Source organism: Pseudomonas sp. 5P_3.1_Bac2, from assembly GCF_025465995.1.
Taxonomy (GTDB): Bacteria; Pseudomonadota; Gammaproteobacteria; order Pseudomonadales; family Pseudomonadaceae; genus Aquipseudomonas.
In genome coordinates, this window is the sequence record NZ_JANLNY010000002.1 from 48,418 (window position 1) to 71,479 (window position 23,062).

Below are 23,062 nucleotides of genomic sequence, written 5' to 3' on the forward strand. Positions count from 1 at the left end.
CCTGCGCTAAGCCGCACCCGGCGCGGCATTGTTCAAGCATGGCGAAGTTTAAGGGGGGCTTTTGCCTGCCGCGCTGCTCTAAAACGGACTTTCTGTGGCTCAGCGCTTGCGCCTAAAGTTGTTGAACGCTGTCGGCAGGCGATGCTGCCCAAGCATTTGCTGCTGCCCCGCGCATTACGCGTGGTGATGGTGGCGCCGGCTCTATAAGATGGCGAAAAACAAACTTCATCATCACTCGTCATGACTCACGCGCCGCTTACGCCCACCACGTCCCAAGCAGATCGCCGCTCGGTGCGTGCCGCTCTGGTTTTGGCCCTGTGCCTGCCGGCCGATACCTTGCTCTATCTGTTGTTGCCGATGTTCCCGCAAGCCTTTGGCATCAGCTTGGCGCAGGCTGGGGTGTTGCTGGCGGCCAACCGCATCGTGCGGATCTTTGGCTATCGCTACGTGATGCAGCTGTATACCCAACATGGTGATCGGCTGGCGCTGTCGCTCGCGGCGGGCATCTCGGCGCTGTGCGCCTTGGGCTATGCCACGCTGTCGGGATTTTGGGCATTGCTGGTCTTGCGCTTGGGCTGGGGGCTGTCCTATGCCGCGCTGAATCTCTCCACCCAGGTGTTGGCCACGGCAGAGCCCACGGGGGCAGCGCGGCGCACTGGGCGCTCACGGGCGTTGATTGCCATCGGCCCCACGCTGGCTTTGCCACTGGGGGCGCTGCTGTGTATGGCTTACGGGCCACGACCGATCTTTGTGTTGATGCTGGCAGCGGCGCTGTTGGCCGTGTATCTGGCCCGCGCCTTACCCAATGAGCCCCACCCGCAATCAGCGAGCAGCCGGCGCTTTACCTGGCCGGATTCCTTAGCGATGTGGTCGTTTATTGAAGGCCTGACCTTGGACGGCCTATTTATCCTCGGCCTGTCCTTGCTGGCCCAACATTTGATGGACGCCAACGCGGTATTGGTGGCCGGAGTGTTGTTGGCCTTGCGCTATGTCTCGGAGATGTTGTTAAGCCCCCTCGGCGGCTTGGCGGCGCAGCGCTACGGGGCATTGACGATGCTGATTGCCGGCTCGCTGCTGACGGCCTTGGCGTTGGTCGCCTTTGGCTGCCATTGGCTGATTGTCGGCGGCGCCGCCGTGCTGGTATTGCGCGCCTTGCAACTGCCACTGGTGGTGACCTTGGTGGCTGAGCGCCACAGTGGCGCGCAGCGGGTGCGGGCCTTGGCGGCCAATGCAGTGTGGCGCGATATCGGCGCCGGGATCGGGCCATTACTGGCCGGGGTAGTCCTGCCGCTTGCCGATTCGGTGTGGGTTTATTCTTTGGCTGCGGCTGCGTTGGCCATTAGTGCCTTGGCCTGCGCCAGGCGGACGTCAGTGGTTGATGGCTAAAGCCTGACATGGACTGTGTTTAGGTTTTGCCCTCGCGATAAAAAAGACCTGCACTGGGCAGGCCTTATTCTGGTTGAAGCGAACGCAGTCCGGTCGGCTGAGCCTGCGTCAGCACGCTTAGTGCTTAACCATGACGTGACGGACCACGGTGTAGTCCTCTAGGCCATACATCGACATGTCTTTGCCGTAGCCGGAAGACTTCATGCCGCCGTGGGGCATTTCGGTGGTCAGCATAAAATGTGTGTTGACCCAGGTGCAGCCATATTGCAAACGCGCGGCCAAGCGGTGGGCGCGCCCGACATCGGCGGTCCACACCGAACTGGCCAGGCCGTAGTCGGAGTCGTTGGCCCAGGCCAAGGCTTGCTCTTCAGTGTCGAATTCAGTGACCGATACCACCGGGCCGAACACTTCACGGCGGACGATTTCATCATCCTGGCGGGCGTCGGCAATCACTGTCGGCTCGATGAAGAAGCCTGGCCGGTCGGCCGCTTTACCGCCGGTGACGATACGGATATGCGGCTGCGCTTTGGCCCGCTCGATAAAGCCCAGCACACGGTCGCGCTGGGCCGCCGTGATGACTGGGCCCAGCTCGACACCGTCTTCATCCTGAGTGCCGAGTTTGAGGGTGCTGACGGCCTCGCCGAGCTTGCGTACAAACTCTTGGTAAATGCCTTTTTGCGCGTAGATGCGGCAGGCGGCGGTACAGTCTTGGCCGGCGTTGTAGAAGCCAAAGGCGCGGATGCCTTCTACCGCAGCGTCTACATCCGCATCATCAAACAGCAGCACCGGCGCTTTGCCGCCTAGCTCCATGTGGGTACGCTTCATCGACTCAGCCGTGCTGGAGACGATATTGACCCCGGTGGCCACTGAACCGGTGAGCGACACCATGCGCACTTTCGGGTGAGTGACCAGCGGCTGGCCGACCGTAGCTCCCCGGCCAAACACCACGTTGATGACCCCGGCCGGGAATACAGGAGCAATCAGCTGCGCCAACTTCAGCGCAGTCAGCGGGGTTTGTTCGGAGGGCTTGAGCACCACGGTATTGCCGGCGGCCAAAGCCGGCGCCAACTTCCACGCGACCATCATCAGCGGGTAGTTCCACGGCGCGATGGACGCTACTACGCCGACAGGATCGCGACGGATCATCGAGGTGTGCCCCGGCAGATATTCCCCAGCTGCCGAGCCGGACATACAGCGCACTGCCCCGGCAAAGAAACGGAACACATCGGCAATCGCCGGCAGCTCATCCCCCAGTGCGGCGGCGTAAGGTTTGCCGCAGTTTTGCGATTCTAGGCGGGCTAGTTCTTGCGCGTTAGCGCTGATCAAATCGGCCACTTGCAGTAGCAGGGCCGAGCGCTGTGCCGGCGAGGTTTGCGACCACTCGGCAAAGGCCGCATCGGCCGCCTGGACGGCGGCATCTAATTGCGCCGGGCTGGCTTCGGCAATTTCCACCAAGGTGCTGCCCAGGGCCGGGTTAAGCACGGCCTGGCGCTCGCCTTGGCCACTCACCAGTTGTCCGTTGATAAGCAATTGAGTTTGCATGTGCGGCTCTCTGACGGTTGAGGTTAACGGGGGCGCATTACTTGCCACTGCCGGCGACGTCCTCGCCGCCTTTGCTTAGGTAGTAGGCGCCGAGGATCGGCAGCATGGTCACCAGCATCACCAACATGGCCACCACGTTGGTGACCGGTACGTCTTTGGGCCGTGAGAGTTGGTTGAGCAGCCAGATCGGCAAGGTGCGTTCGTGACCGGCGGTAAAAGTGGTGACGATGATTTCGTCGAACGACAAGGCGAAGGCCAACATGCCACCCGCGAGCAAGGCCGAAGACAGATTCGGCAACACGATGTAGCGGAAGGTTTGCCAGCCATCGGCGCCAAGATCCATCGAAGCCTCGATCAGGCTATGACTGGTGCGGCGCAAGCGGGCGATGACGTTGTTGTAGACCAGGACCACGCAAAAGGTGGCGTGGCCGATAACCATGGTCAGAATCCCCGGCTCAATGCCAAAGGACTTAAATGCCGAAAGCAAAGCCAAACCGGTGATGATGCCGGGCAGGGCAATGGGGATGACAAACAGCATGGAGATGCTGTTTTTGCCAAAGAAGTCCCGGCGGTACAACGCCCCGGCGGCCAGGGTGCCGAGGACCATGGCAATTAGGGTGGCGATGCTCGCCACTTGCAGCGACAGCTTGATCGCCTCGAGCACATCCGGACGGGCCAGTGTCACGCTAAACCACTTAAGGGTGAAGCCTTGGGGCGGAAAGCTAAAGCCCGAGCTTTCACTGTTAAAGGCGTAGACAAAGATCATCAGGATCGGCACATGGAGGAACAGCAAGCCGCCCCACGCTGCCAGTTTTAAACCCCATGAGGCTTGCTCAGAGTGCATCGAAGGCCCCCAGACGTTTAACGATGGACAGGTAGATGGTGATCAACACAATCGGCACGATAGTGAAGGCGGCGGCCATTGGCATGTTGCCAATCGCCCCTTGCTGGGCGTAGACCATGTTGCCGATAAAGTAGCCGGGCGGGCCCACCAATTGCGGCACGATGAAGTCACCCAAGGTTAGGCAGAAGGTGAAGATCGAGCCGGCGGCAATACCTGGAATCGCCAGCGGCACGATGACCTGCCAAAAGGTTTGCGCAGGCCGCGCGCCCAAGTCTGCACTGGCTTGCAGCAGCGATGGCGGCAGACGCTCCAGGGCCGCTTGAATCGGCAGAATCATGAACGGCAGCCAGATATAGACGAACACCATAAAGCGGCCGAGATGGGAGGTGGACAGGGTGTTGCCACCGAGCCCCGGCATGTCCAACAGCAGCTGTAACAGGGGTTCCAGATGCAGCGCTTGGACCAGCCACATGGTCACGCCGCCCTTAGCCAGCAACAGCGTCCAGGCATAGGCCTTAACGATGTAACTGGCCCACATCGGCAACATCACCGCGATGTAGAAAAATGCTTTGGTTTTGCCCCGGGTGTAGCGCGCCATGTAATAGGCAATGGGGAATGCAACCACGGCGCAGCCGATGGTCACTGCGATGGCCATGCTGAGGGTGCGTAGCAAAATATCGAAGTTGGCCGGCTGTAACAGAGCGCCGAAGTTGGCCAGGGTCAGGTCGTGGGAGACCTCCATGGTGAAGTCGTCGAAGGTGTAAAAACTTTGCCACAACAGGTTGAGTAATGAGGCTAAGTAGATGGTGCCAAACCACAATAGCGGCGGGATCAGCAGCAGCGACAGATACAGATTGGGCTTGCTATAGAGCAAGGTGGCGAGCCGGCGCGGCACACTCTGCCTGCTCAGGTTAATGCTCAGGCTGGTGCTCATCTCAAGCACCCTCACGCAAGCTGACCATCGCTGCGCGGGGCCAACGCACCGTCAGGCGTTGGCCGTTTTGTAGGTTAAGTTCAGCGGCCTGCCATTGGTTGTTGGCTTGGCTGACGCTAAAGCTTTGGCCGTTATCCAAGCGTAGCTCGTAGCGGGTGGCGGCGCCCTGGTACTGGATGTCGTGCAGCACGCCGTGGATTTGCACCTCGTCACTGCTTAGGGCCTCGTCAAAGACCAGGCGCGCATGCTCGGGGCGGATCGAATAAGCGCCGGGCATACCCAGTACATGTGCGCAGAACTCGCCGCGTAGCACGTTACTGGTGCCGACAAACTCAGCCACGAACGGCGTGGCCGGCTGCATATAGAGGTTGCGTGGGGTATCCACCTGCTCGATACGTCCGTTGTTAAACACCGCCACGCGGTCGGACATCGACAGCGCTTCACTCTGGTCGTGGGTAACAAAAATAAACGTGATGCCCAGCTGGCGCTGGAGCTTTTTCAGCTCGCTTTGCATCTGCTCGCGCAGCTTTAAATCCAGTGCGCCCAAGGGCTCGTCAAGGAGTAGCACGCGCGGTCGATTCACCAACGCGCGGGCCAGTGCCACACGTTGGCGCTGACCGCCGGACATGGCTGCCGGCTTGCGCTTGGCAAAGCCCTCCAAGGCCACCATAGCCAGGGCTTCTTCGGCACGTTGTAGGCGCTCGGTTTTACCTACGCCTTTGACCTTGAGGCCGTAGGCGACGTTATCCAGCACGTTCATGTGCGGGAACAGGGCATAGTCCTGAAACACCGTATTGACGTCGCGCTGATAGGGCGGCAGGCCGCTGGCCTCGGCGCCATGAATTTGAATCGAGCCGCTAGTGGGCTGTTCGAAACCTGCGATCAGACGCAGGCAGGTGGTTTTACCCGAGCCGGAAGGTCCGAGCATGGAAAAGAATTCGCCATCCTGGATTGCGATGGACACCCGGTCGACGGCTTTCACATCAGCAAACAGTCGGGATACATCGGTGAATTGCACAGCAACAGTCATAAACACTCCAGGAACCGATAAAGCCTGCGCCCGGTTTAGTGAGGTTTGCCGACACGCAGCTAAACCAGACGCAGAAACAGTTAACCGCGTGGCGGCCGAGGTAAGCGGCAGGCATCTGCCAGCCGCTGGGCCAGGGCGTAGGGGTTAGCGGCCGCCCATGATGGCGATGTAGTCCTGGGTCCAGCGGCTGTAAGGCACGTACTTACCGCCATCAGCCTGTGGGGTTTTCCAGAAAGCGATCTTCTCGAAGTTGTCGAAGCCGTTGGTTTTACAGCCTTCTGCACCGAGCAATTCGTTACCTTTACAGGCGCTGGGCACGGCCGGCACCGAGCCGAACCAGGCTGCTAGGTCGCCCTGGAGCTTGTCTTGTAGAGTCCAGTCCATCCACTTGTAGGCGCAGTTGGGATGCTTGGCTTCGGCGTGCAGCATGGTGGTGTCGGCCCATCCGGTCGCGCCTTCGCTCGGTACTACCGAGGCAATTGCGGCTTTCTCGACCATCAGCGCGTTGACCTGATAAGGCCAGGCACTGGCCGCCACCACCCCTTCGTTCTTGAAGTCGTTCATCTGTACGGTGACGTCGTGCCAATAACGATGGATCAGACTGTGCTGTTGGCGCAGTAAGTCGAGTGCGGAGTTGTATTGGGTTTCGTTTAGCAGGAACGGGTCTTCGATGCCCAGCTCAGGTTGGTGCGCCTTGAGATAGAGTGCGGCGTCGGCGATATAGATCGGGCCGTCATAGGCTTGCACACGGCCTTTGTTGCTCTTGCCGTCAGCTAGGGTTTGTTCTTCAAAGAGCACATTCCAGCTGGTTGGCGGCTCTTTGAACACTTGCGTGCTGTACATCAGTACGTTTGGTCCCCACTGGTACGGCGTGCCGTAGTGCACGCCGTTGACGGTGTGCCACGGCGCATTTTGTAGGCGTGGGTCAACTTTGTTCCAGTTTGGGATCAAGCCGAGATTGATCGGCTGTACACGCTTGCCGGCGACCAAGCGTAGCGAGGCGTCACCGGAGGCGGTGACCAGGTCGTAGCCACCTTTGCTCATCAGGCTGACCATCTCATCGGAAGTGCCGGCGGTTTTCACGTTGACCTTGCAGCCGGTTTGCTCCTCGAAGCCGGTCACCCAGTCGTAGTTTTTGTCAGTCTCGCCCCGCTCGATGTAGCCGGGCCAGGCGATGATGTCGAGCTGCCCCTCACCTTGGCCGAGGGCTTTGAGTGGCTCGCTGGCCTGCACGGCGGCGCTGGCGAGGATGCTGGTGGTCAGGGCGCTGAGCAGCAGGATGATGCGCTTGGACATAGGGGTTCCCTCTTGTTGGTATTGTCTGTGGGGCAGTTATGTCTGCTGGTGGCTGGCGGTCAGCGCAGCGCGCAGCGGTAATACGTTTAAATTATTGTTGTTAATCCAAATCTGTGCCGTGGCGCGCCATGATGTGGCGCACAACGCTGTAATCCTGCAGGGAGTCACTGGACAAGTCCTTGCCATAACCCGAGCGCTTAAGGCCGCCATGGGGCATTTCGCTGACCAAGGTGAAATGGGTGTTGATCCAAGTGCAGCCATAATGCAAACGGTTTGCCAGCTGCATGGCTTTGTCTAGATTCTGCGTCCACACCGAACTGGCCAAGCCGTATTCGCTGTCATTGGCCCAGTCCAGTGCTTGGCTGAGCTCATCAAAACGGGTCACTGAAACCACCGGACCGAACACTTCGCGCTGGACGATTTCATCGCTTTGTTTGCAGCCCGCGAGCAGGGTCGGTTGGTAATAGAAACCGGGCCCCGAGTGGACGGCTGCACCGGTGACCCGCTCAATATGCGGTTGGCTCAAGGCGCGCTCGACAAAGCTGGCGACACGGTCGCGCTGACGTGCGCTGATGAGCGGGCCGAGTTCGTTATCGCTGTCTTTTTTGCGGGCAAAGCGCAGGCTGCTGACGGCCTCACCTAGGCGCTCGACTAAGCGATCATGAATGCCCGCTTGGACGTAGAGGCGGCAGGCAGCGGTGCAATCTTGACCGGCGTTGTAATAGCCAAACTCGCGCACGCCTTTGACGACCGCATCCAGGTCGGCGTCGTTGCAGATAATCACCGGAGCTTTGCCACCGAGCTCTAAGTGCGTGCGTTTGATGGTGCGTGAGGCTGCTTGGAGGATCTTCTGGCCGGTGACGATATCGCCGGTCAGCGACACCATGCGTACCTGCGGATGACTGACCAGCGGGCTGCCGATGGTATCGCCGGCGCCGCAAATAATATTCAACACCCCGGCTGGCAGCAGGGCGGCCAAGGTCGGTGCCAACGCCAAAATACTTAAGGGCGTGTGTTCCGATGGCTTAAACACCAGGGTGTTACCGGCTGCGATGGCTGGGGCGATTTTCCATGCGGCCATCATCAGTGGGTAATTCCATGGTGCGATGGAGGCGACCAAGCCAATCGGGTCACGGCGTACCAAACTGGTATGGCCGGGTAAATACTCACCGGCTAGTTGTCCCTGCTGGCAACGGATGGCGCCAGCAAAAAAACGAAACACGTCCACGGCGGCGGGAATATCGTCCTGCCTGGCTAAGTGCAGGGGTTTGCCGCAGTTGAGCGCCTCTAGAGCGGCTAGTTGCGCGCTCTGTTGCTCGATGGCGTCGGCGATTTGCAACAGCACCCGCGAACGCTGCGCAGGAGTGGTGCGCGACCAACCGATAAAGGCTTGGCGTGCGGCAAAAATGGCTTGTTCTAGTTGCTCTAGAGACGCCTCGGCAATGCTGCACAGGGCTTCACCCGTGGAGGGGTTGATTACGGTTTCTTGCGCGCCCTCACCGCGCTGCAACTGGCCATTGATTAGCAAGTCGGTGTTGTTGGAGGAGGCGAGGGCTGCCGTCATCTTTTGCTTTCTTATGTTCGAGTGGTTGGCTTCAGGCATGCTGGGCGCGCTCCGCGACACAGGTCATACACAGGCTGGGTCTGAGACTAGAGTTAGAGCCTGTGCACGACAATTTCTAATTATTAAAACTAGCCTTGAGTTAAATCGATACCTTGCGTGAATGCGGCTGCGCACGGGCCATCGACAGAAAAGGATCGACCAGTTGTGGGCGTGCCGCACCTCTGCGCCAGGCCAGACCGACATCCAGGGTGGCACCGAGATCAACGATGGGGCGTGCTTCAATGATGTCGCCCTCCAGTGACCAGGGTCGATAAGTCATATCTGGCTGGATCGATAAGCCTAATCCCGCGGCGACCAAGCTGCGCACCGCCTCCACCGAGGCCGTACGCAAACTGACTTGCGGGCTCAGGCCGGCACGGGTCCAGATCCGCTGGGTATGCACGGCCATTTCATCGGCATTGAGCTGGATCAAGGGCTCGCGCGTTACGTCCGCTAGGCTGATGCTGTCCCGTTCGAGGAGGGCATGCTGTGGTGGCAGCCACAGGCGATGGGGCGAGTGGGTCAGGACCTCGGTTTGCAGGGCGTGGCGGTCTTCGAGGTTGGACAAAATCAACACGCCAATATCGATCTCCCCGGCCACAAGCAGGTGTTCGATATAGCTGCGCTCATCTTCAACCACTCGGGTTTGCACATTGGGATAAGCGCGCTGAAAACGGGTGAGCAGGTCGGCTAGGTAATAACCGGCCACCAGGCTGGTCACGCCTAAGGTGAGATGGCCGGCGACTTGGTCGGTGCTCTGTTGCAGGCTGCGCTTGGCGTTATCCACTGAGGCCAGAATCAAGTGGGCTTGGCGCAGAAACTGGTGGCCCTGGTGGGTTAGCCCCATGCCTTTGGCATGGCGATTAAACAGGGTGACCTCTATTTCTTCTTCCAGGTGCTGGATCGCCAAAGTTAGAGTCGATTGGGAAACAAACACCGCTTGCGCCGCCGCCGAGATCGAGCCGGTCTCAGCCACCGCAATAAAGTAGCGAATCTGCCGCAGCGTCATCATCGCGTAGTGCCCTTTGCCTTTAGTTTTTATGAATGGCTTAACGCCTTATAGCGCTTTTTAAAGGATTGCTGGCACTTTGACTACTGAAGGTCAAGTTTTCAGGCGCGGCGTTTTTAGTGGGAACCGGTCTGAGCAGGAAGGGGCTGTGTTGTGGTCTTGGAACAGAGCTGCTCAGAGGAATGGGTCGGGGGTACGCCGTTAAAGTGGCTTGTAATACCTTAGTATTATTTAAATATTGGCATTATGGTTGGCTGTAGAGTGTGGGCTGTATGGTTGTGAGGTTTTTTCCTGATAAAGCCTAGTGGCTAATCATGAGTCGCCCATCTTCGATGCAATTAGTTGGCATCTGCTATACGGCGCGCAACATTGTAAGGGCTGTTTTATTAAGGGTATGAAGTTGTCTAAGCGCATGCAGTTATAATTTTTTGCTGTGGCTGTGTTCGCAAGAGATTTAGCTGCGCAGGGTAAAGCCTTACATGAGTCGGGCTTGTAATGGCAGTGCAGGTAATTAGTGGGTTGTTGAGAATAATTAGCTATTGCCTGCACCATGCTAGCCTTGGTTCTTGGCTTAAGGGCTTGGGGTTGTCTGGACAGCAGGGCATCCGGCATGAAAGAATATTGCGTTTTTTGCATGGATGTATTGCTAGGCTACAATTTAGTTAATTTCTTTTCAATATAGCTAGTGTCCAGTGAAGTGTCGGGTTGTCGGAATCCATGTTGTGCGGGGTTAGCTAGCTGCTGCATCGGATAGGGAGATTTTAGTGTCGACGATTCGGCTGGAGCCCGCTTTACAGCTTTAACCGCTATGGGGCTATCTTTTTCGCGCGTCATTAGTTGTGCTGTTGGTCCGACGTTTTTTATTAGCACGGCGAGGGCTGTCCTATGCGTCCAACTTCGTTCCTCAATTAGCTTCCCTAAGCCGGGTCTGTGGGTGAGTGATTTCTTGAGCGATATTTTTCGCTTGCACGGCACGATGCTTGCTAGTAGCTGTCTAATAGCGCGGCTGTGTGTTTGCATGGTTTAGAGCAGTTGGCATCTTCGTGCTGGAGTGCATTGATGTTGTAGGACTTTTCTCGTGAAAGAGGCTTGCCTCTCCCGGTTGTTGATTCACTGCGCCGTGCTGCTCCTCGACGTTACAAGGTTTAGAGATTTTGCTTATGGAAGCTTCAACAGATTCGCGAAGTCACCACCAGGCGCGGTTTGTCCCTGATGCGGCAAGTGCACTGTCGATTCAGGCTGGTATTTCGCAGGCTTGGGCGCAAGCAAGTAGCCAGGCTTCTGTTGCGATCTTGATGTGTACGTACAATGGTGAAAGCTATCTTGCCGAGCAGCTGGATTCCTTTGCCCAGCAGACTCATAAAAACTGGTGCTTGTGGGTGTCGGATGACAACTCTCACGACCGCTCGCTGGAAATTCTAAAAGCCTATTCGGCGCGTTGGGATCAGGATTCTCTTGAGGTCCAGTCAGGACCGCAGCGTGGTTTCGTAGCTAATTTCCTATCCCTTACTTGCAGCCCTGAAATAGACGCTGAGTTTTTCGCTTGGTCTGACCAGGACGATATTTGGCAAGCCAACAAGCTTGAGGTTGCATTGGATTGGTTGCAGCGCATTCCGGCAGATGTACCGGCGCTTTATTGCGGGCGTACACAAATCGTGCGCAGTGACGGCCACGTGCTGGGTATGTCGCCCAAGTTTGGTTTGCCAACAAGTTTCGCCAATGCCTTGGTGCAAAGCATTGCCGGTGGTAACACTATGGTGTTTAACCGGGCTGCGCGAGAGCTTATCCGTGAAGCGGGGGCGGAAGTTGAAGTGCCTTCCCATGATTGGTGGCTTTATCAGTTAGTTTCTGGGGCGGGCGGCAAAGTTTGTTACGACCCGCAGCCACTTGTGCATTACCGTCAACACGATGAAAACATTATTGGCAGTAACGCAGGTTGCATTGCGCGCTTACGGCGAATGAGTCTGCTGTTTAAGGGTCGCTTCGTTGAGTGGAATGAACTAAATATCAGCGCGCTTGAACGCATGCATCACCGCTTGACACCTGAAAATCAGCGCATCTTGGACCTTTTCAAGGCCGCGCGCGGTCAATGGCTACCTCAACGAGTGCTGGGAATCGTGCGAGCACGTCTTTATCGACAGACGTTCTTGGACAGCCTCGGCCTATATTTAGCAACACTACTGAAAAAGATCTGACTTATGACCATCTTAGTAACGGGCGGTGCTGGTTTTATTGGGGCTAACTTTGTCTTGGACTGGGTTGCACACAGTGATGAGGCTGTGATCAACCTAGACAAACTGACGTACGCGGGGAATCTGGAAAACCTCGCCGGTCTTGATGGTAACGCGCAGCATATTTTTGTCCGTGGCGACATCGCTGACGGCGCCCTGATTGAACGCCTGCTGGCAGAGCATCAACCCCGTGCAGTGCTCAATTTCGCCGCAGAGTCCCATGTTGATCGCTCGATCCATGGCCCGGAAGACTTTATTCAAACCAATATCGTTGGCACCTTCCGTTTGCTGGAGTCCGTACGGGCTTATTGGAAGGGGCTTGGCAGCGCTGCGCAACAAGCCTTCCGCTTCCTACACGTATCGACTGACGAGGTTTACGGTTCGCTGGCTAAAGACGATCCGGCCTTTACTGAAGAGCATCAGTACGAACCCAATAGCCCTTATTCGGCGAGCAAGGCAGCCAGTGATCACTTGGTCCGTGCTTATCACCACACCTATGGTTTGCCGGTGTTGACCACCAACTGCTCGAATAACTACGGCCCTTACCATTTCCCGGAAAAGCTGATCCCGTTGATGATCGTTAATGCTTTAGCCGGCAAGGCGTTGCCTATCTATGGGGATGGCCAGCAAGTACGTGACTGGCTCTACGTGAAAGACCATTGCAGCGCTATTCGCCGTGTGCTCGAAGCAGGAACAGTGGGTGAGGTCTACAACGTCGGGGGTTGGAACGAGAAACCCAACTTGGAGATTGTGCACACCGTTTGTGCGTTGCTCGATGAGTTGCGTCCGCGTGCTGACGGCAAGGCCTATCAAGAGCAAATCACCTATGTGGCTGATCGCCCTGGCCACGACCGCCGCTATGCCATTGATGCGCGCAAGCTGGAGCGCGACCTAGGTTGGAAGCCTGCGCAAACCTTTGAAACTGGCATCCGTAAGACGGTGCAGTGGTACTTGGAAAACCAAGCCTGGGTCAGCAATATCCAGTCCGGCGCATACCTTGAGTGGGTCGAGAAAAACTACGCTGAGCGCGTCCAGTGAAGATTCTGCTACTCGGCAAAAATGGTCAGGTCGGTTGGGAGCTGCAGCGTAGTTTGGCGCCCTTGGGGGAGCTGGTTACGCTGGATAGCAAAAGTACGGCCTATTGCGGCGATTTAGCGAACTTGCAGGGCTTGGCGCAGGCCGTGCGCGATATTGCTCCGGATGTGATCGTCAATGCGGCGGCTTATACCGCAGTGGACAAGGCCGAAACTGATGTCGTTCAGGCGCGTTTGGTGAATGCCGAGGCGGCGCAAGTTTTGGCCCGTGAGGCCAAGCAGTTGGGCGCCTTATTGGTGCATTACTCCACTGACTATGTGTTCCCTGGTGATGGGCAAAATCCATGGTATGAAACCGACGCAGTGGCGCCGCTAAATGCCTATGGTTTAACCAAGCTGGAAGGTGAGCAAGCGATCCAAGCCAGTGGTTGTACCCATCTGATCTTTCGCACCAGTTGGGTGTACGCCGCGCGTGGCAATAACTTTGCCAAGACCATGCTTAAGCTGGCGCGCGAGCGTGATGCGCTGAATGTAATCAATGACCAATTTGGTGTGCCTACTGGTGCCGAGTTGCTGGCTGATGTCAGCGCCCATGCTATCCGCGCGACCCTTAAGGACTCCCGCTTAGGCGGCTTATATCACCTCGCTCCTGCGGGGGAGACCAATTGGTACGACTACGCCCGGTTTGTCCTGGAACAGGCTCAGGCTGCAGGCGTCGCGCTGCGTGTTAACCCCGAGCAGGTCGGGGCAATTGCCACTGAGGCTTATCCCACTCCCGCTAAACGGCCGAAAAACTCGCGCCTCAGTACACAGAAACTGCAACAGACATTCGCCCTGAATTTGCCGCAATGGCAGCAAGGTGTTGCCCGTATGCTTCAAGAAATTTTAGAGACGACAACATGATCAAGCGTAAAGGCATCATTCTGGCCGGTGGTTCTGGCACTCGCTTACACCCGGCTACCCTGGCTATCTCCAAACAGTTGTTGCCGGTTTACGATAAGCCGATGATTTACTACCCGCTCACCACCCTGATGCTGGCCGGTATCCGCGATATTTTGATTATCTCTACGCCGCAAGATACCCCGCGCTTTGAGCAACTACTGGGTGATGGTAACCAGTGGGGGTTGAATATCTCCTACGCGGTTCAGGCCTCTCCGGATGGCTTGGCGCAGGCTTTTATTATCGGCGAAGAATTTATTGGTAACGACCTAAGCGCTCTGGTGCTGGGCGACAACATCTACCACGGTCATCAGTTTAACGAATTACTCGGTAGCGCCATGGCGCGTACTGAGGGAGCCTCGGTGTTTGCCTATCATGTGCAAGATCCAGAGCGCTATGGTGTTGTTGAGTTTGACAGCCAAGGCAAGGCCATAAGTTTGGAAGAGAAGCCAAACAATCCTAAATCCAACTATGCGGTGACGGGCCTGTATTTCTACGATAACCAAGTGGTTGATGTGGCTAAGAGTATAAAGCCCTCGCCGCGTGGTGAGCTTGAGATTACTGATGTCAACAGGATCTATTTGGAACAATCCAAGTTGTCCGTAGAAATCATGGGGCGTGGTTACGCTTGGTTAGACACTGGCACACACGACTCACTGCTCGAAGCCAGTCACTTTATCGCCACTTTGGAACACCGTCAGGGCCTGAAAGTAGCATGCCCAGAAGAGGTAGCATTCCGGCAGAAGTGGATTACTGCTGAGCAGTTAGAGAAGCTGTCTGCGCCTTTGCTTAAAAATGGCTACGGTCAGTACCTCAAGCGTCTATTGCAAGAGACAGTTTACTAATGAGGGTCACTCCTTTAGCAATTAACGACGTATTCCTCCTTGAGCCCAAAGTGTTTGGTGACGAGCGCGGCTTCTTTTTTGAAAGCTTCAACCAGCAGCAATTTGAGCAGGCGATTGGGCGTGCGGTCACGTTCGTCCAAGATAACCATTCGCGCTCAGTCAAAGGCGTGCTGCGGGGATTGCATTATCAAATCGAGCAACCTCAGGGTAAGTTGGTACGTGTCGTTCAGGGTGAAGTATTTGATGTCGCAGTAGACCTGCGGCGCCATTCAGCCACTTTCGGTAAATGGGTCGGTGCGCACCTATCGGCTGAAAACAAACACCAACTTTGGGTGCCTGAAGGCTTTGCCCACGGTTTTGTGGTTTTGTCGGAAACGGCTGAGTTCCTCTACAAAACCACGGACTATTACGCGCCTGCGCATGAACGCTGTGTTATCTGGAATGATCCGCAAATAAACATCCAGTGGCCGATTGAGCTTCCCCCTTCTCTTTCCGCGAAGGATAAGGAAGGTAAAAATTTGGCAGAGGCAGACGTATTTAGCTAAGTGACCGTCTGGCATTTGTCCAGACGCATCACTATATCGTGGCGGGGTATATGCCTGCATTTGGTGATTGAGCGCTAGATTCTATTTTGCGCAGTGTGATAACTGCTTTCGCTCTCCTGTGGCACTTATCCCATAAGGTACTGCCCCAAAGCGACGCGCTCCTAAGGGGCTTAGGCTGTTTTTAGTCATGTGTATTTGATTCAGTTTGAACTGGGTTGATAACTTTAGGGCGACATCCTCGAACAACTACTATAACGCGCCAGCTTCTGGCGCGTAATAGTTTATGGCAGGGCAATTAGCTAGCCGCTAAGTTGCCGGCTGCATTGCTGTTGCGGTTGGAGATCAACCAAGCATCGGCGGAGGGGGCGGTGCCGCGGTCGTAGGGTTTGCGCAAGACCATATAGACCACGCCTAAGCCAATCACTAAGGCGGTGCTGACCAGCATGCCGTAGTTGATGTACCAGGCAGCATCTGGAGTGCGTGGCCAGACCATGTTGACGATGGCGCCAATGCCGTAGGCCAGGGCGACGAGGTTAACCAGCAGGCCCCAAGCGCCAAGGGTGAATTCACCGCTGGGGTTCCAGCCGCGGGAGCGGGCGTAGAGGGCGGCGATAACGATCATCTGGAAGCCGATGTAGATGCCAATCGCGGCGAAGCTGACAATGGTCGCTACGGCGTCTTGCAGGAACAGGCCGGCACAGACGATTAGCGCTGGCAGCACGCCGCTGACGAGCAGGGCGGCCATTGGCACATGGTTAGTCGACAGGCGTTTGAGGGCGTTGCTGCCGATGATCATATTGTCGCGGGCGTAGGAGAACAGCAGGCGGCTGGCGGCAGCTTGCAGGCTCAGTACGCAAGAGATGAAGGACACCATCACTACCGCCATGATCAACTTGGACCCCACAGGGCCAAAGGCGTTGTTGAGAATGGTACCAACTGGATCGGTGTCTTCGCCGGCGATGACTTTCTGAATGTCCGGTACCGCTAAGATCAGCGCTAAACAGGCAAACATGGCTGCGGTGCCACCGATATAGATGGTCATGCGCATGGCTTTAGGGATGCGCTTGCTGGGGTTGGGGGTTTCTTCGGCGACGTCGCCGCAGGCTTCAAAGCCGTAGTACTGGAAGATCCCGGCGAGGGCCGCAGCGAGGAAGGCTGGCAGGTAGGAGCCGTTGATGCTGATGTCGAAGGTGTCGAACAGCACGCCGATAGGTTGATGACGCTCGAAGACCAACAGATACAGACCCACCACAATCGCGCCGATCAGTTCGCAAAGGAAGCCGAACATCGCCACCTTGGCCAGCAGTTTGGTGCCGCTGAGGTTGAGGATGGTACTCAGCAGGATTAACGCCAAGGCGGTGTACACACCAGTGTTAGGTCCGAAATCAAAGCCGAGCATGGCTGCCAGATAAGGGCCGGCACCCACCGATACCCCGGCAATCGTGGCGCACAGGGCCCAGCCATAGACCCAACCCACCATCCATGCCCAACGTTTACCTACTAAGCGGCGGGCCCACGGATAAACACCACCGGAGATGGGGAATTGCGAAACGATTTCGCCAAACACCAAGCACACCATCAGTTGGCCGAGTCCCACTAATAAGTACGACCAGAACATCGGCGGGCCGCCGGCAGCCAAGCACAGGCCGAACAGGGTGTAGACCCCGACCACCGGCGACAGGTAGGTGAAGCCCAAAGCGAAGTTCTCCCACAGGCTCATACTGCGGTCGAAGTTGGAGCTGTAGCCGAGCGCTTTTAACTGCTCGGCGTCCCGGCTGGTGGAGTGGGCATCCGGGGCGGACGCAGAGGTATTTGTCATGTTGTTATCCTCAGGTTGGCAGGTGTGGGACAGCTCTTAGACCTCGCGCAGTAAAGCGCACAAGGGCTTGTCAGGGATTTTTCGGGGCGCTTGTATATCCACTGGGATGCCGTCGTCATAAGCCGCCAGCCCTGCACGGCGTCGTCGCGATAACGGCTGAAGCCTTTGTAGTCCACCAGTTGCTGGTAGAGGGGCTTGAGCACCCAGTGCATGCGTTTGGCCCATTGCCGCGCGTGCTCGGCCAGGCTCACCAAATAGGTGAGAGTCGGAAACAGCACCGCGTTGCGGCGTGGCATGCAGTGCAAACAGGTTGACCAGTTCACCGGCATTTTCGGCAGTGACCGTAGTACGATCTGGCACCCAGTCGGGCAAGGTTTCGGCCGAGGTTTCCACGCGCGGGTGGACGGTTACCGATCCGCTGCCCCTGCGCATGGGATGGTCGACGTGCAGGTGCAGACGAAATTTCAGGCCCCGGTCGAGCACGGCCGTTTCTTGAATATTTGGTACCGGGCCGTGGAACTCCATAAAGCTTATGTCGAGGTTAAAACGCAGCGAGTAGTCCGCGCGTTGGGTGGCCATGCCGGTGCCGATATAGAGGGTGTTGTCGCGTTCCTCCAGCACCACAAACTCACCCTGGTCTTGGCCGGAGAAGGGTTCGCGGGAATAGAGCAAGGTAGTTTGTTGGTACCGAGCCGCGGTCATGCCAGTGCGTCGGTGTAACAGCGCTACACCGTCACTGCTCTGGGCTACCAGCGCATGACGCAAGCCGCTCGCAATGGGCGGCAGGCGGTCGTACTGGGGGTGACTTTTGATTCCGGTAATCAGCATGACGGAACCTCATTTATTGTTGTTGTGCTAACGCGTTGGGGCGTTTGGGTGGTTTGCTTAAGCAGAAGGCATGCCATTCAACATATGGATTCATATGTTTTGTTTTGAGTAGTCTTCCCCCTTGCAGGGTTGTGGCGATACTCCTTAGTGGGGCGTTACAGCTAATCTCAGATTCATTTGTAGGCGCTCTGAGAGGGAGCAGCGCCAGATGCTGCTGACTGCTCGGACGAGCGCAGCTTCGAACGCCTGAGGTTAGTGGTGGCAGGGGTAGACACGCCATTTCTAAAAAATCAAAAGCGCATTCGGTTTTCCTCAAGGCTGCTGCGCACGGCTCTAACCAGCGGGTGGACTAGCCTGCCTGCGGCGTTGGGTCTGAAAACCTCCTACGGCTTATTCGCCGTGGTCGCCGCCCCTGTTCGCCCGTGACAGACAAGGCGACCGGCAAGGTTATGGGGGCGATGTGTGCCGGCTGTTGGCGCAGCGACTGGAATGGTGCTTGCGCTGAGGCTACGAAAACTGGGCGGACTTTTAGGCGGCCCTGCACGCTGGACGTGACCATTACGGTGGTAATTTTATCTGCGCCACGGTGCAAACCTATGAACAACAACTGCACCAGCGCTTGCTCGAACTCATTGCGCTAGAACTGCGCGACATGGGCGATGAGTATGTGGCACTTGCCGGTACTGCTCACGTCTAGCCGCCCAAAGCGCCGCTAGCGAGCACTATCAGCGTTTGCTGCACTGTCTCAGCGCGCTGACCGAAGTCACTAAGTGCTTTAAGCGGCGTCGGGCCGATGCGCGTTTTATATCGAGATCGCGGTGTCGGCAGCAGTCGCTGCGCCTGATCCATTCGCAGATGCACTTGCAGGCCTAGGTCGGTGAGTTGCTGTGAGTTGATGCCGAAGCTTTTCCCGATGTTAGAGCGGTCTCCGAAGAGCATCGCGGCATCGCCGAAGCAATCATCAATGACGATGCTAACCTTCTCGGCCTCCTAGCTAAGGCCTAGTTCGCGCGGCGCGTAGGTGCGGAAAAACTCGGCAGCCCACTGCGCCACGCGGCTGTTATCCACCGCCAGTTGCTCAAGGCTGAGCAGAGCCTGATCGGCGACGTTTTGCGGTAATAGGTTGCCGCCAAATTGCTCGGCCAAGCAGCGGATATAGTCCTCAGTGAACTCCGGATGGTATTGCACCGATAGCGCTGGAAATTCATAGGCCAGCACGCCGTTTTGGCAGTGGCTGGAGCCGCCGATACAACGGGCCTCATCTGGCAGCTGCAGCACTTGATCCTGATGGAAGATAAAACTCGCTCCAGAACTCGGCGCCCCGGCGCGGTTGTCATAATGCTGCGCGCCAACGCCCCAGCCTTGCTCGGCTTTTAGGGTTTTGCCGCCGTATGCATCGGCCATCAACTGATGACCAAAACAAATACCAAACACTGGCCGACGTAGTTCACGGGCCTGTTGCAGCAGGCCGATTTCAGCCCGCATCCAGGCGCTGCGTTCATACACACTGTGCTTGGAGCCGGTGAGGATAAACCCGGCAAACTCATGCGCTGGCGGCAGGGCTTCGCCCGTACAAGCGGACACCACGTTGAACTCGGCTTCAGGCAGGGCCGGGTGTAGCCAGTTGATGATCATCTGCGGGTAGCTGATAAAGCGCGGTTGTAGGTTTTCTGGAACTACACCGTTTTCAATGATGCACAGGCGCAGCGGAGCTGTTGCGGTCATAGGGGCAATCCATCGAGTACTTGGTGCTGCCATTGTACTGCGACATCTCAGGACGGGAGACCGCTGGATAGGTCATGCCGTCCATATGGGCCGGAATTTTGCCCCGTGCGCTGATCACGAGTCGGCGCATTCACTTCGGCATAGCGCAGCACTGCGATGCCGTAAGGCGTGCGGGCAAGCTAACTGCCTGCACTGGCATAGCTAACAGCCAGAGAGCGGATAGAAAACTGAATCAACAGCATCTAGGAGGGTGCTGTTGTACACGAGATCAGCGACATGGGCTGGCTACTCAAGAGAATAGGATGGGTATCACGGTTTATTTAATATGAAGTATGGTTCCATATCTTTAGGCAGCATTATGCCCCATTGAGTGCGTGGGTACGGCTTCGCTTGGCTTGATTTGGCCGGCGCAACCGGGCTAGCGCTGGTAGATAGAGGAAGCCCGGATATGTGGTTTGCCAAGCGCTCACGCGCCGTTATAGATGACTTGACCCCACTGTTTGTCCGTTGGGCTGGCGGTGATTGGGTGGAGCCGGGAGTCTTGCCAGGGCTGGCAGATGAGCCGCTGCAGCACTTGATCCCGCAGGTATGGAAGCAGCTGCAAAGCACCCGGCAAGAGGCTTTGCAGCGCAGCGAGGCTAGCGCGCAGCAGCACGCTCAGACGCTGCAGGCTGTACAGCGGGCTTTGAGTGAGTCCCGGCAAGAAGTGCAGCAGTGGCAAGACAAACAGCAGCGTACTGAGCAGGAGCTGGCCGCCGTGCAACTGCATAATCAGCAGTTGGAGGAAGAGCGGCAGGTGTGGGAGCTGACTAGGCATGCTCTTACCGATGGTTGCTGGGATCTGAAAGTGGTCAACGGCGACCCTGAGCATCCGGCCAACGTGATTCGCTGGTCTGATCAATATCGGCAGTTGCTAGGCTATAGTCGCGAAGAGTTTCGCGACGGCTGGGATGACTACTTTGCGGTGGCTGAACCCAACGATCAGAAGTTGGTGATGAACGCCCTCAGTCAGATGATGGCCGATCCCACGGGCCAGCATGTGTACGTGGTGGAGTACCGCATGCGCCATAAAACCCGTGGCTGGTTGTGGTTTCGTGAGCGCGGTAAATGCCTGCGTGACGGCAACGGCAAGCTGCTGCGCGTCACCGGCGCAATGCGCGATATCAGTGATGAGAAATACGCCCAGGAACTGAATGAGCGCGAAAGCGCCGGTATCCAGAGAACCTATCAGCAGATCTCCCAAGTCGCCGGTGGCATTCGTGGAATCGCTGAGCAAACCAACCTGCTTGCCTTGAATGCCGCTATCGAAGCTGCCCGCGCCGGCGAGCAAGGCCGGGGTTTTGCCGTGGTCGCCGATGAAGTGCGTAACTTGGCCAAGCGCACTCAAGATGCCGTGCTGCAAATCCAAAATATGCTGACCGCTAAGGGAGATGAACGCTGATCTCTATCGGGTAAACCATGCTTAGTCCTTTGCAGCGTTGAGTCTGATGGTGAGCGCTTGATACGGCTAATACGCCGACTGATGGCGCGCTCTAATGCGGGGCTTGGCGCGTCTTAGATGGTAGGCTGCGGCGCATCTAAAGGGTTAGCTGGGGCAGAGGTAAAGATGTCGATGGGCTGGGCTGTATTGATGCTGGGGCTAGTCGCCGGCGTCGCCATTTATTACTTAAAGAGCGTGGCTAAGCCCGAGTTAGTTTACCTAGCCACATCTCCTTCCTCGGCAGCGCTGGCACAGTTGCCGCGCTTGAACAAAGTCTACTGGCCAACCCCTTGGCTATTTAACCGTCACCTGCAAATTCTCGGTCTGTGTGTGCGCGAAGCCTTGGCGGCGCCGCTGCAATACGATCGGATCGGACGCTTAACCATGGCTGATGGTGGCACCACTGCGCTGCATTGGCTGGGGCTGGATCTGCCAGCAAGCACACCGACCTTAGTGGTACTGCCAACCATTGCCGGTACGGCGCGCAACATGCGCAGTTTTGTCCGCGATCTACAGCGCGCCACTGGCTGGCGTATCGTGGTTTGTCAGCGTCGTGGTCACGGCGAGCTGAGCCTGAGCAGTGCCAAGTTCAACACCATGGGCGATGTTGCTGACCTGCGTGAACAGCTGAGTTTGATCACCCGCTCCCAGCCCGATTCTCCGTTGTATGCTGCCGGTATTTCCGCCGGTACGGCACTGTTGATTCGCTATCTGGGCGAGCAAGGCAGCGCCACGCCGATCCGCGCCGCCTTTGCTTATTGTCCTGGTTACGACATCAGCGTAGCCTTCGCCCGCTGTCGCGCACCGTACAGCAAAATCATCGCGCAGCGTTTGCTCAAGCAATTCGTCAAACCTAATCGCCAGGTCTTAGCTGATGTGGAATCGTTGGCAAAATTGGAAGCAGCGCAGAGTCTCGATGAATTCCAGCAGCACTTGGCGCCCTGCGCCGGCTACGCCAGCTATGCGCAGTATTTAAGCGCCTGTAACCCGGTGGCAGTGATGGCCAACGTAAGTATTCCGCTGCTGGTGTTAAACGCTGCCGACGACCCGATCTGCGTGCAGCAAAACGTTGATGAGCACCGTCACGTTATGGCGCAACTACCCAGCACCATCCTCGCCATCACCACCCACGGTAGCCACTGCGCCCACCTCAGTGGCCTGCGCGCTAAACCATGGGCGCATGAGTTGGCTGCGGAGTTCTTTATCGTGGCCCAGGGACTGCCTCAACGGGAAAATGTGCAATGACGCTTCGCCGAGTCGCACAAAGCGGCTCGATGTGAGGGTGTTTGGCCTAGGCTAGTGTCGATGTCATGGGCATTTTTGCAGGCAATAAAAAAGCCGGCTTGTGGCCGGCTTTTAGGAGGGAGTCTCTGCTTATTTTTGGTAAGCGGCGACTGCCTGATTAATCAGCTTGCGGGCTTCGTCAGCGCCGGCCCAGCCTTCTACTTTAACCCACTTGCCTTTTTCGAGGTCTTTGTAGTTCTCGAAGAAGTGCTTGATCTGCTCGATCAGCAGGGGTGGCAGGTCGGTGTATTCCTGCACGTCTTTGTACAGCACGGTCAGTTTGTCGTGCGGTACGGCAACCAGTTTGGCGTCGCCGCCGGCTTCGTCGCTCATCAGCAGTACGCCAACCGGACGGGCGCGGATGACCGAGCCTGGGGCTACTGGATAAGGAGTGACCACGAGCACATCGAGGGGATCACCGTCGTCAGCCAGGGTGTGCGGGATAAAACCGTAGTTGGCCGGGTAGAACATCGGAGTGGCCATGAAACGGTCGACGAACAGGCAGTCGGTGTCGTGATCGATCTCGTATTTGATCGGCGCGTGGTTGGCCGGGATCTCGATGGCGACATAGATGTCGTTAGGCAGGTCTTTACCAGCCGGGATCTTGCTGTAGCTCATGGGGGCGACTTCCGGTGTGGGCCAAAAAAGTGGCGGGATTATAGGCCTATTCTGCCGTCGATGCCACGCT

19 protein-coding genes and 1 pseudogene are annotated in these 23,062 nt (G+C 57.0%); 8 read left to right on the forward strand and 12 right to left on the reverse strand.

Annotated elements, in window-relative coordinates:
* Positions 1-240 precede the first annotated feature (240 nt).
* Positions 241-1,386, forward strand: coding sequence for an MFS transporter (locus NTD81_RS00225; protein WP_262178180.1), 1,146 nt, complete (start codon positions 241-243; stop codon positions 1,384-1,386).
* Between the two features lie 117 nt (positions 1,387-1,503).
* Here the strand turns inward: NTD81_RS00225 and NTD81_RS00230 are convergent, their stop codons facing one another.
* The 7 genes from NTD81_RS00230 to NTD81_RS00260 all read right to left on the reverse strand — a co-directional run bounded on the left by NTD81_RS00230 (position 1,504) and on the right by NTD81_RS00260 (position 9,647).
* Positions 1,504-2,928: a gamma-aminobutyraldehyde dehydrogenase gene (locus NTD81_RS00230; protein ID WP_262178182.1), complete on the reverse strand. Its 1,425-nt coding sequence runs from the start codon at positions 2,926-2,928 to the stop codon at positions 1,504-1,506.
* A gap of 37 nt (positions 2,929-2,965) precedes the next feature.
* A complete protein-coding gene (locus tag NTD81_RS00235) occupies positions 2,966-3,772 on the reverse strand; it encodes an ABC transporter permease (protein WP_262178184.1) in 807 nt (268 codons plus the stop codon).
* Positions 3,762-4,706, reverse strand: coding sequence for an ABC transporter permease (locus NTD81_RS00240; protein WP_262178186.1), 945 nt, complete (start codon positions 4,704-4,706; stop codon positions 3,762-3,764). Before NTD81_RS00240 ends, NTD81_RS00235 begins: the two co-directional genes overlap by 11 nt.
* Position 4,707: 1 nt before the next feature.
* Complete coding sequence (locus NTD81_RS00245; protein ID WP_262178188.1) at positions 4,708-5,736, reverse strand: ABC transporter ATP-binding protein; 1,029 nt, start codon at positions 5,734-5,736, stop codon at positions 4,708-4,710.
* Between the two features lie 144 nt (positions 5,737-5,880).
* The gene (ydcS, locus tag NTD81_RS00250; protein ID WP_262178190.1) at positions 5,881-7,032 is read right to left on the reverse strand and encodes a putative ABC transporter substrate-binding protein YdcS; all 1,152 of its coding nucleotides are present in this window, start codon (positions 7,030-7,032) and stop codon (positions 5,881-5,883) included.
* A gap of 100 nt (positions 7,033-7,132) precedes the next feature.
* Positions 7,133-8,596 carry a gamma-aminobutyraldehyde dehydrogenase gene (locus tag NTD81_RS00255; RefSeq protein WP_262178192.1) on the reverse strand — a complete coding sequence of 488 codons (1,464 nt, stop codon included), beginning with the start codon at positions 8,594-8,596 and terminating at the stop codon, positions 7,133-7,135.
* A gap of 139 nt (positions 8,597-8,735) precedes the next feature.
* Entirely contained in the window at positions 8,736-9,647 is a 912-nt protein-coding gene (locus NTD81_RS00260; protein ID WP_262178194.1) for a LysR family transcriptional regulator, read from the reverse strand.
* Positions 9,648-10,804: 1,157 nt separating this feature from the next.
* Here NTD81_RS00260 and NTD81_RS00265 point away from each other — a divergent pair.
* From NTD81_RS00265 to rfbC, 5 genes are read left to right on the forward strand one after another with little or no spacing between them, the layout of a single operon-like run.
* Positions 10,805-11,839, forward strand: a complete 1,035-nt coding sequence (locus tag NTD81_RS00265) for a glycosyltransferase family 2 protein (protein ID WP_315974666.1) — start codon at positions 10,805-10,807, stop codon at positions 11,837-11,839.
* Positions 11,840-11,842: 3 nt separating this feature from the next.
* Positions 11,843-12,913 (forward strand): dTDP-glucose 4,6-dehydratase, encoded by a 1,071-nt coding sequence (rfbB, locus tag NTD81_RS00270; RefSeq protein WP_262178196.1) that lies wholly within the window; start codon positions 11,843-11,845, stop codon positions 12,911-12,913.
* Positions 12,910-13,812 carry a dTDP-4-dehydrorhamnose reductase gene (gene rfbD / locus NTD81_RS00275; protein WP_262178198.1) on the forward strand — a complete coding sequence of 301 codons (903 nt, stop codon included), beginning with the start codon at positions 12,910-12,912 and terminating at the stop codon, positions 13,810-13,812. Before rfbB ends, rfbD begins: the two co-directional genes overlap by 4 nt.
* Positions 13,812-14,693 (forward strand): glucose-1-phosphate thymidylyltransferase RfbA, encoded by an 882-nt coding sequence (rfbA, locus tag NTD81_RS00280; protein WP_262178625.1) that lies wholly within the window; start codon positions 13,812-13,814, stop codon positions 14,691-14,693. The genes rfbD and rfbA overlap by 1 nt, the downstream gene beginning before the upstream one ends.
* A complete protein-coding gene (rfbC, locus tag NTD81_RS00285; RefSeq protein WP_262178199.1) occupies positions 14,693-15,238 on the forward strand; it encodes a dTDP-4-dehydrorhamnose 3,5-epimerase in 546 nt (181 codons plus the stop codon). Before rfbA ends, rfbC begins: the two co-directional genes overlap by 1 nt.
* A gap of 295 nt (positions 15,239-15,533) precedes the next feature.
* Here rfbC and NTD81_RS00290 read toward each other — a convergent pair whose 3' ends face one another.
* The 4 genes from NTD81_RS00290 to NTD81_RS00305 form a co-directional block, all read right to left on the reverse strand.
* Positions 15,534-17,057, reverse strand: coding sequence for an APC family permease (locus tag NTD81_RS00290; RefSeq protein WP_262178201.1), 1,524 nt, complete (start codon positions 17,055-17,057; stop codon positions 15,534-15,536).
* A 36-nt stretch (positions 17,058-17,093) separates the two neighbouring features.
* Entirely contained in the window at positions 17,094-17,885 is a 792-nt protein-coding gene (locus NTD81_RS00295; RefSeq protein WP_315974667.1) for a heme-dependent oxidative N-demethylase subunit alpha family protein, read from the reverse strand.
* 990 nt (positions 17,886-18,875) lie between these two features.
* Positions 18,876-19,610 (reverse strand): type 1 glutamine amidotransferase, encoded by a 735-nt coding sequence (locus NTD81_RS00300; protein WP_262178203.1) that lies wholly within the window; start codon positions 19,608-19,610, stop codon positions 18,876-18,878.
* Positions 19,573-19,740, reverse strand: a complete 168-nt coding sequence (locus NTD81_RS00305; protein WP_262178204.1) for a hypothetical protein — start codon at positions 19,738-19,740, stop codon at positions 19,573-19,575. Before NTD81_RS00305 ends, NTD81_RS00300 begins: the two co-directional genes overlap by 38 nt.
* A 318-nt stretch (positions 19,741-20,058) precedes the next feature.
* Here NTD81_RS00305 and NTD81_RS00310 point away from each other — a divergent pair.
* Positions 20,059-21,027, forward strand: a pseudogene (locus NTD81_RS00310) (methyl-accepting chemotaxis protein); the annotation flags it as partial.
* A 189-nt stretch (positions 21,028-21,216) separates the two neighbouring features.
* On the forward strand, positions 21,217-22,335 hold the full coding sequence (locus NTD81_RS00315) for a YheT family hydrolase (protein WP_262178206.1): 1,119 nt from the start codon (positions 21,217-21,219) through the stop codon (positions 22,333-22,335).
* Positions 22,336-22,464: 129 nt separating this feature from the next.
* Here the strand turns inward: NTD81_RS00315 and ppa are convergent, their stop codons facing one another.
* Entirely contained in the window at positions 22,465-22,992 is a 528-nt protein-coding gene (ppa, locus tag NTD81_RS00320; protein WP_262178208.1) for an inorganic diphosphatase, read from the reverse strand.
* Positions 22,993-23,062 lie beyond the last annotated feature (70 nt).

Coding starts and splice junctions, on each gene's coding strand:
- NTD81_RS00245 (WP_262178188.1), bottom strand. CDS start 5,736: ATGACTGTTGCTGTGCAATTCACCGATGTATCCCGACTGTTTGCTGAT.
- NTD81_RS00240 (WP_262178186.1), bottom strand. CDS start 4,706: ATGAGCACCAGCCTGAGCATTAACCTGAGCAGGCAGAGTGTGCCGCGC.
- NTD81_RS00235 (WP_262178184.1), bottom strand. CDS start 3,772: ATGCACTCTGAGCAAGCCTCATGGGGTTTAAAACTGGCAGCGTGGGGC.
- rfbC (WP_262178199.1), top strand. CDS start 14,693: ATGAGGGTCACTCCTTTAGCAATTAACGACGTATTCCTCCTTGAGCCC.
- NTD81_RS00260 (WP_262178194.1), bottom strand. CDS start 9,647: ATGATGACGCTGCGGCAGATTCGCTACTTTATTGCGGTGGCTGAGACC.
- NTD81_RS00295 (WP_315974667.1), bottom strand. CDS start 17,885: ATGCTGATTACCGGAATCAAAAGTCACCCCCAGTACGACCGCCTGCCG.
- NTD81_RS00225 (WP_262178180.1), top strand. CDS start 241: ATGACTCACGCGCCGCTTACGCCCACCACGTCCCAAGCAGATCGCCGC.
- NTD81_RS00305 (WP_262178204.1), bottom strand. CDS start 19,740: ATGCGCCGACTCGTGATCAGCGCACGGGGCAAAATTCCGGCCCATATG.
- NTD81_RS00315 (WP_262178206.1), top strand. CDS start 21,217: ATGTCGATGGGCTGGGCTGTATTGATGCTGGGGCTAGTCGCCGGCGTC.
- rfbB (WP_262178196.1), top strand. CDS start 11,843: ATGACCATCTTAGTAACGGGCGGTGCTGGTTTTATTGGGGCTAACTTT.
- NTD81_RS00290 (WP_262178201.1), bottom strand. CDS start 17,057: ATGACAAATACCTCTGCGTCCGCCCCGGATGCCCACTCCACCAGCCGG.
- NTD81_RS00255 (WP_262178192.1), bottom strand. CDS start 8,596: ATGACGGCAGCCCTCGCCTCCTCCAACAACACCGACTTGCTAATCAAT.
- ydcS (WP_262178190.1), bottom strand. CDS start 7,032: ATGTCCAAGCGCATCATCCTGCTGCTCAGCGCCCTGACCACCAGCATC.
- NTD81_RS00230 (WP_262178182.1), bottom strand. CDS start 2,928: ATGCAAACTCAATTGCTTATCAACGGACAACTGGTGAGTGGCCAAGGC.
- NTD81_RS00265 (WP_315974666.1), top strand. CDS start 10,805: ATGGAAGCTTCAACAGATTCGCGAAGTCACCACCAGGCGCGGTTTGTC.
- ppa (WP_262178208.1), bottom strand. CDS start 22,992: ATGAGCTACAGCAAGATCCCGGCTGGTAAAGACCTGCCTAACGACATC.
- NTD81_RS00300 (WP_262178203.1), bottom strand. CDS start 19,610: ATGACCGCAACAGCTCCGCTGCGCCTGTGCATCATTGAAAACGGTGTA.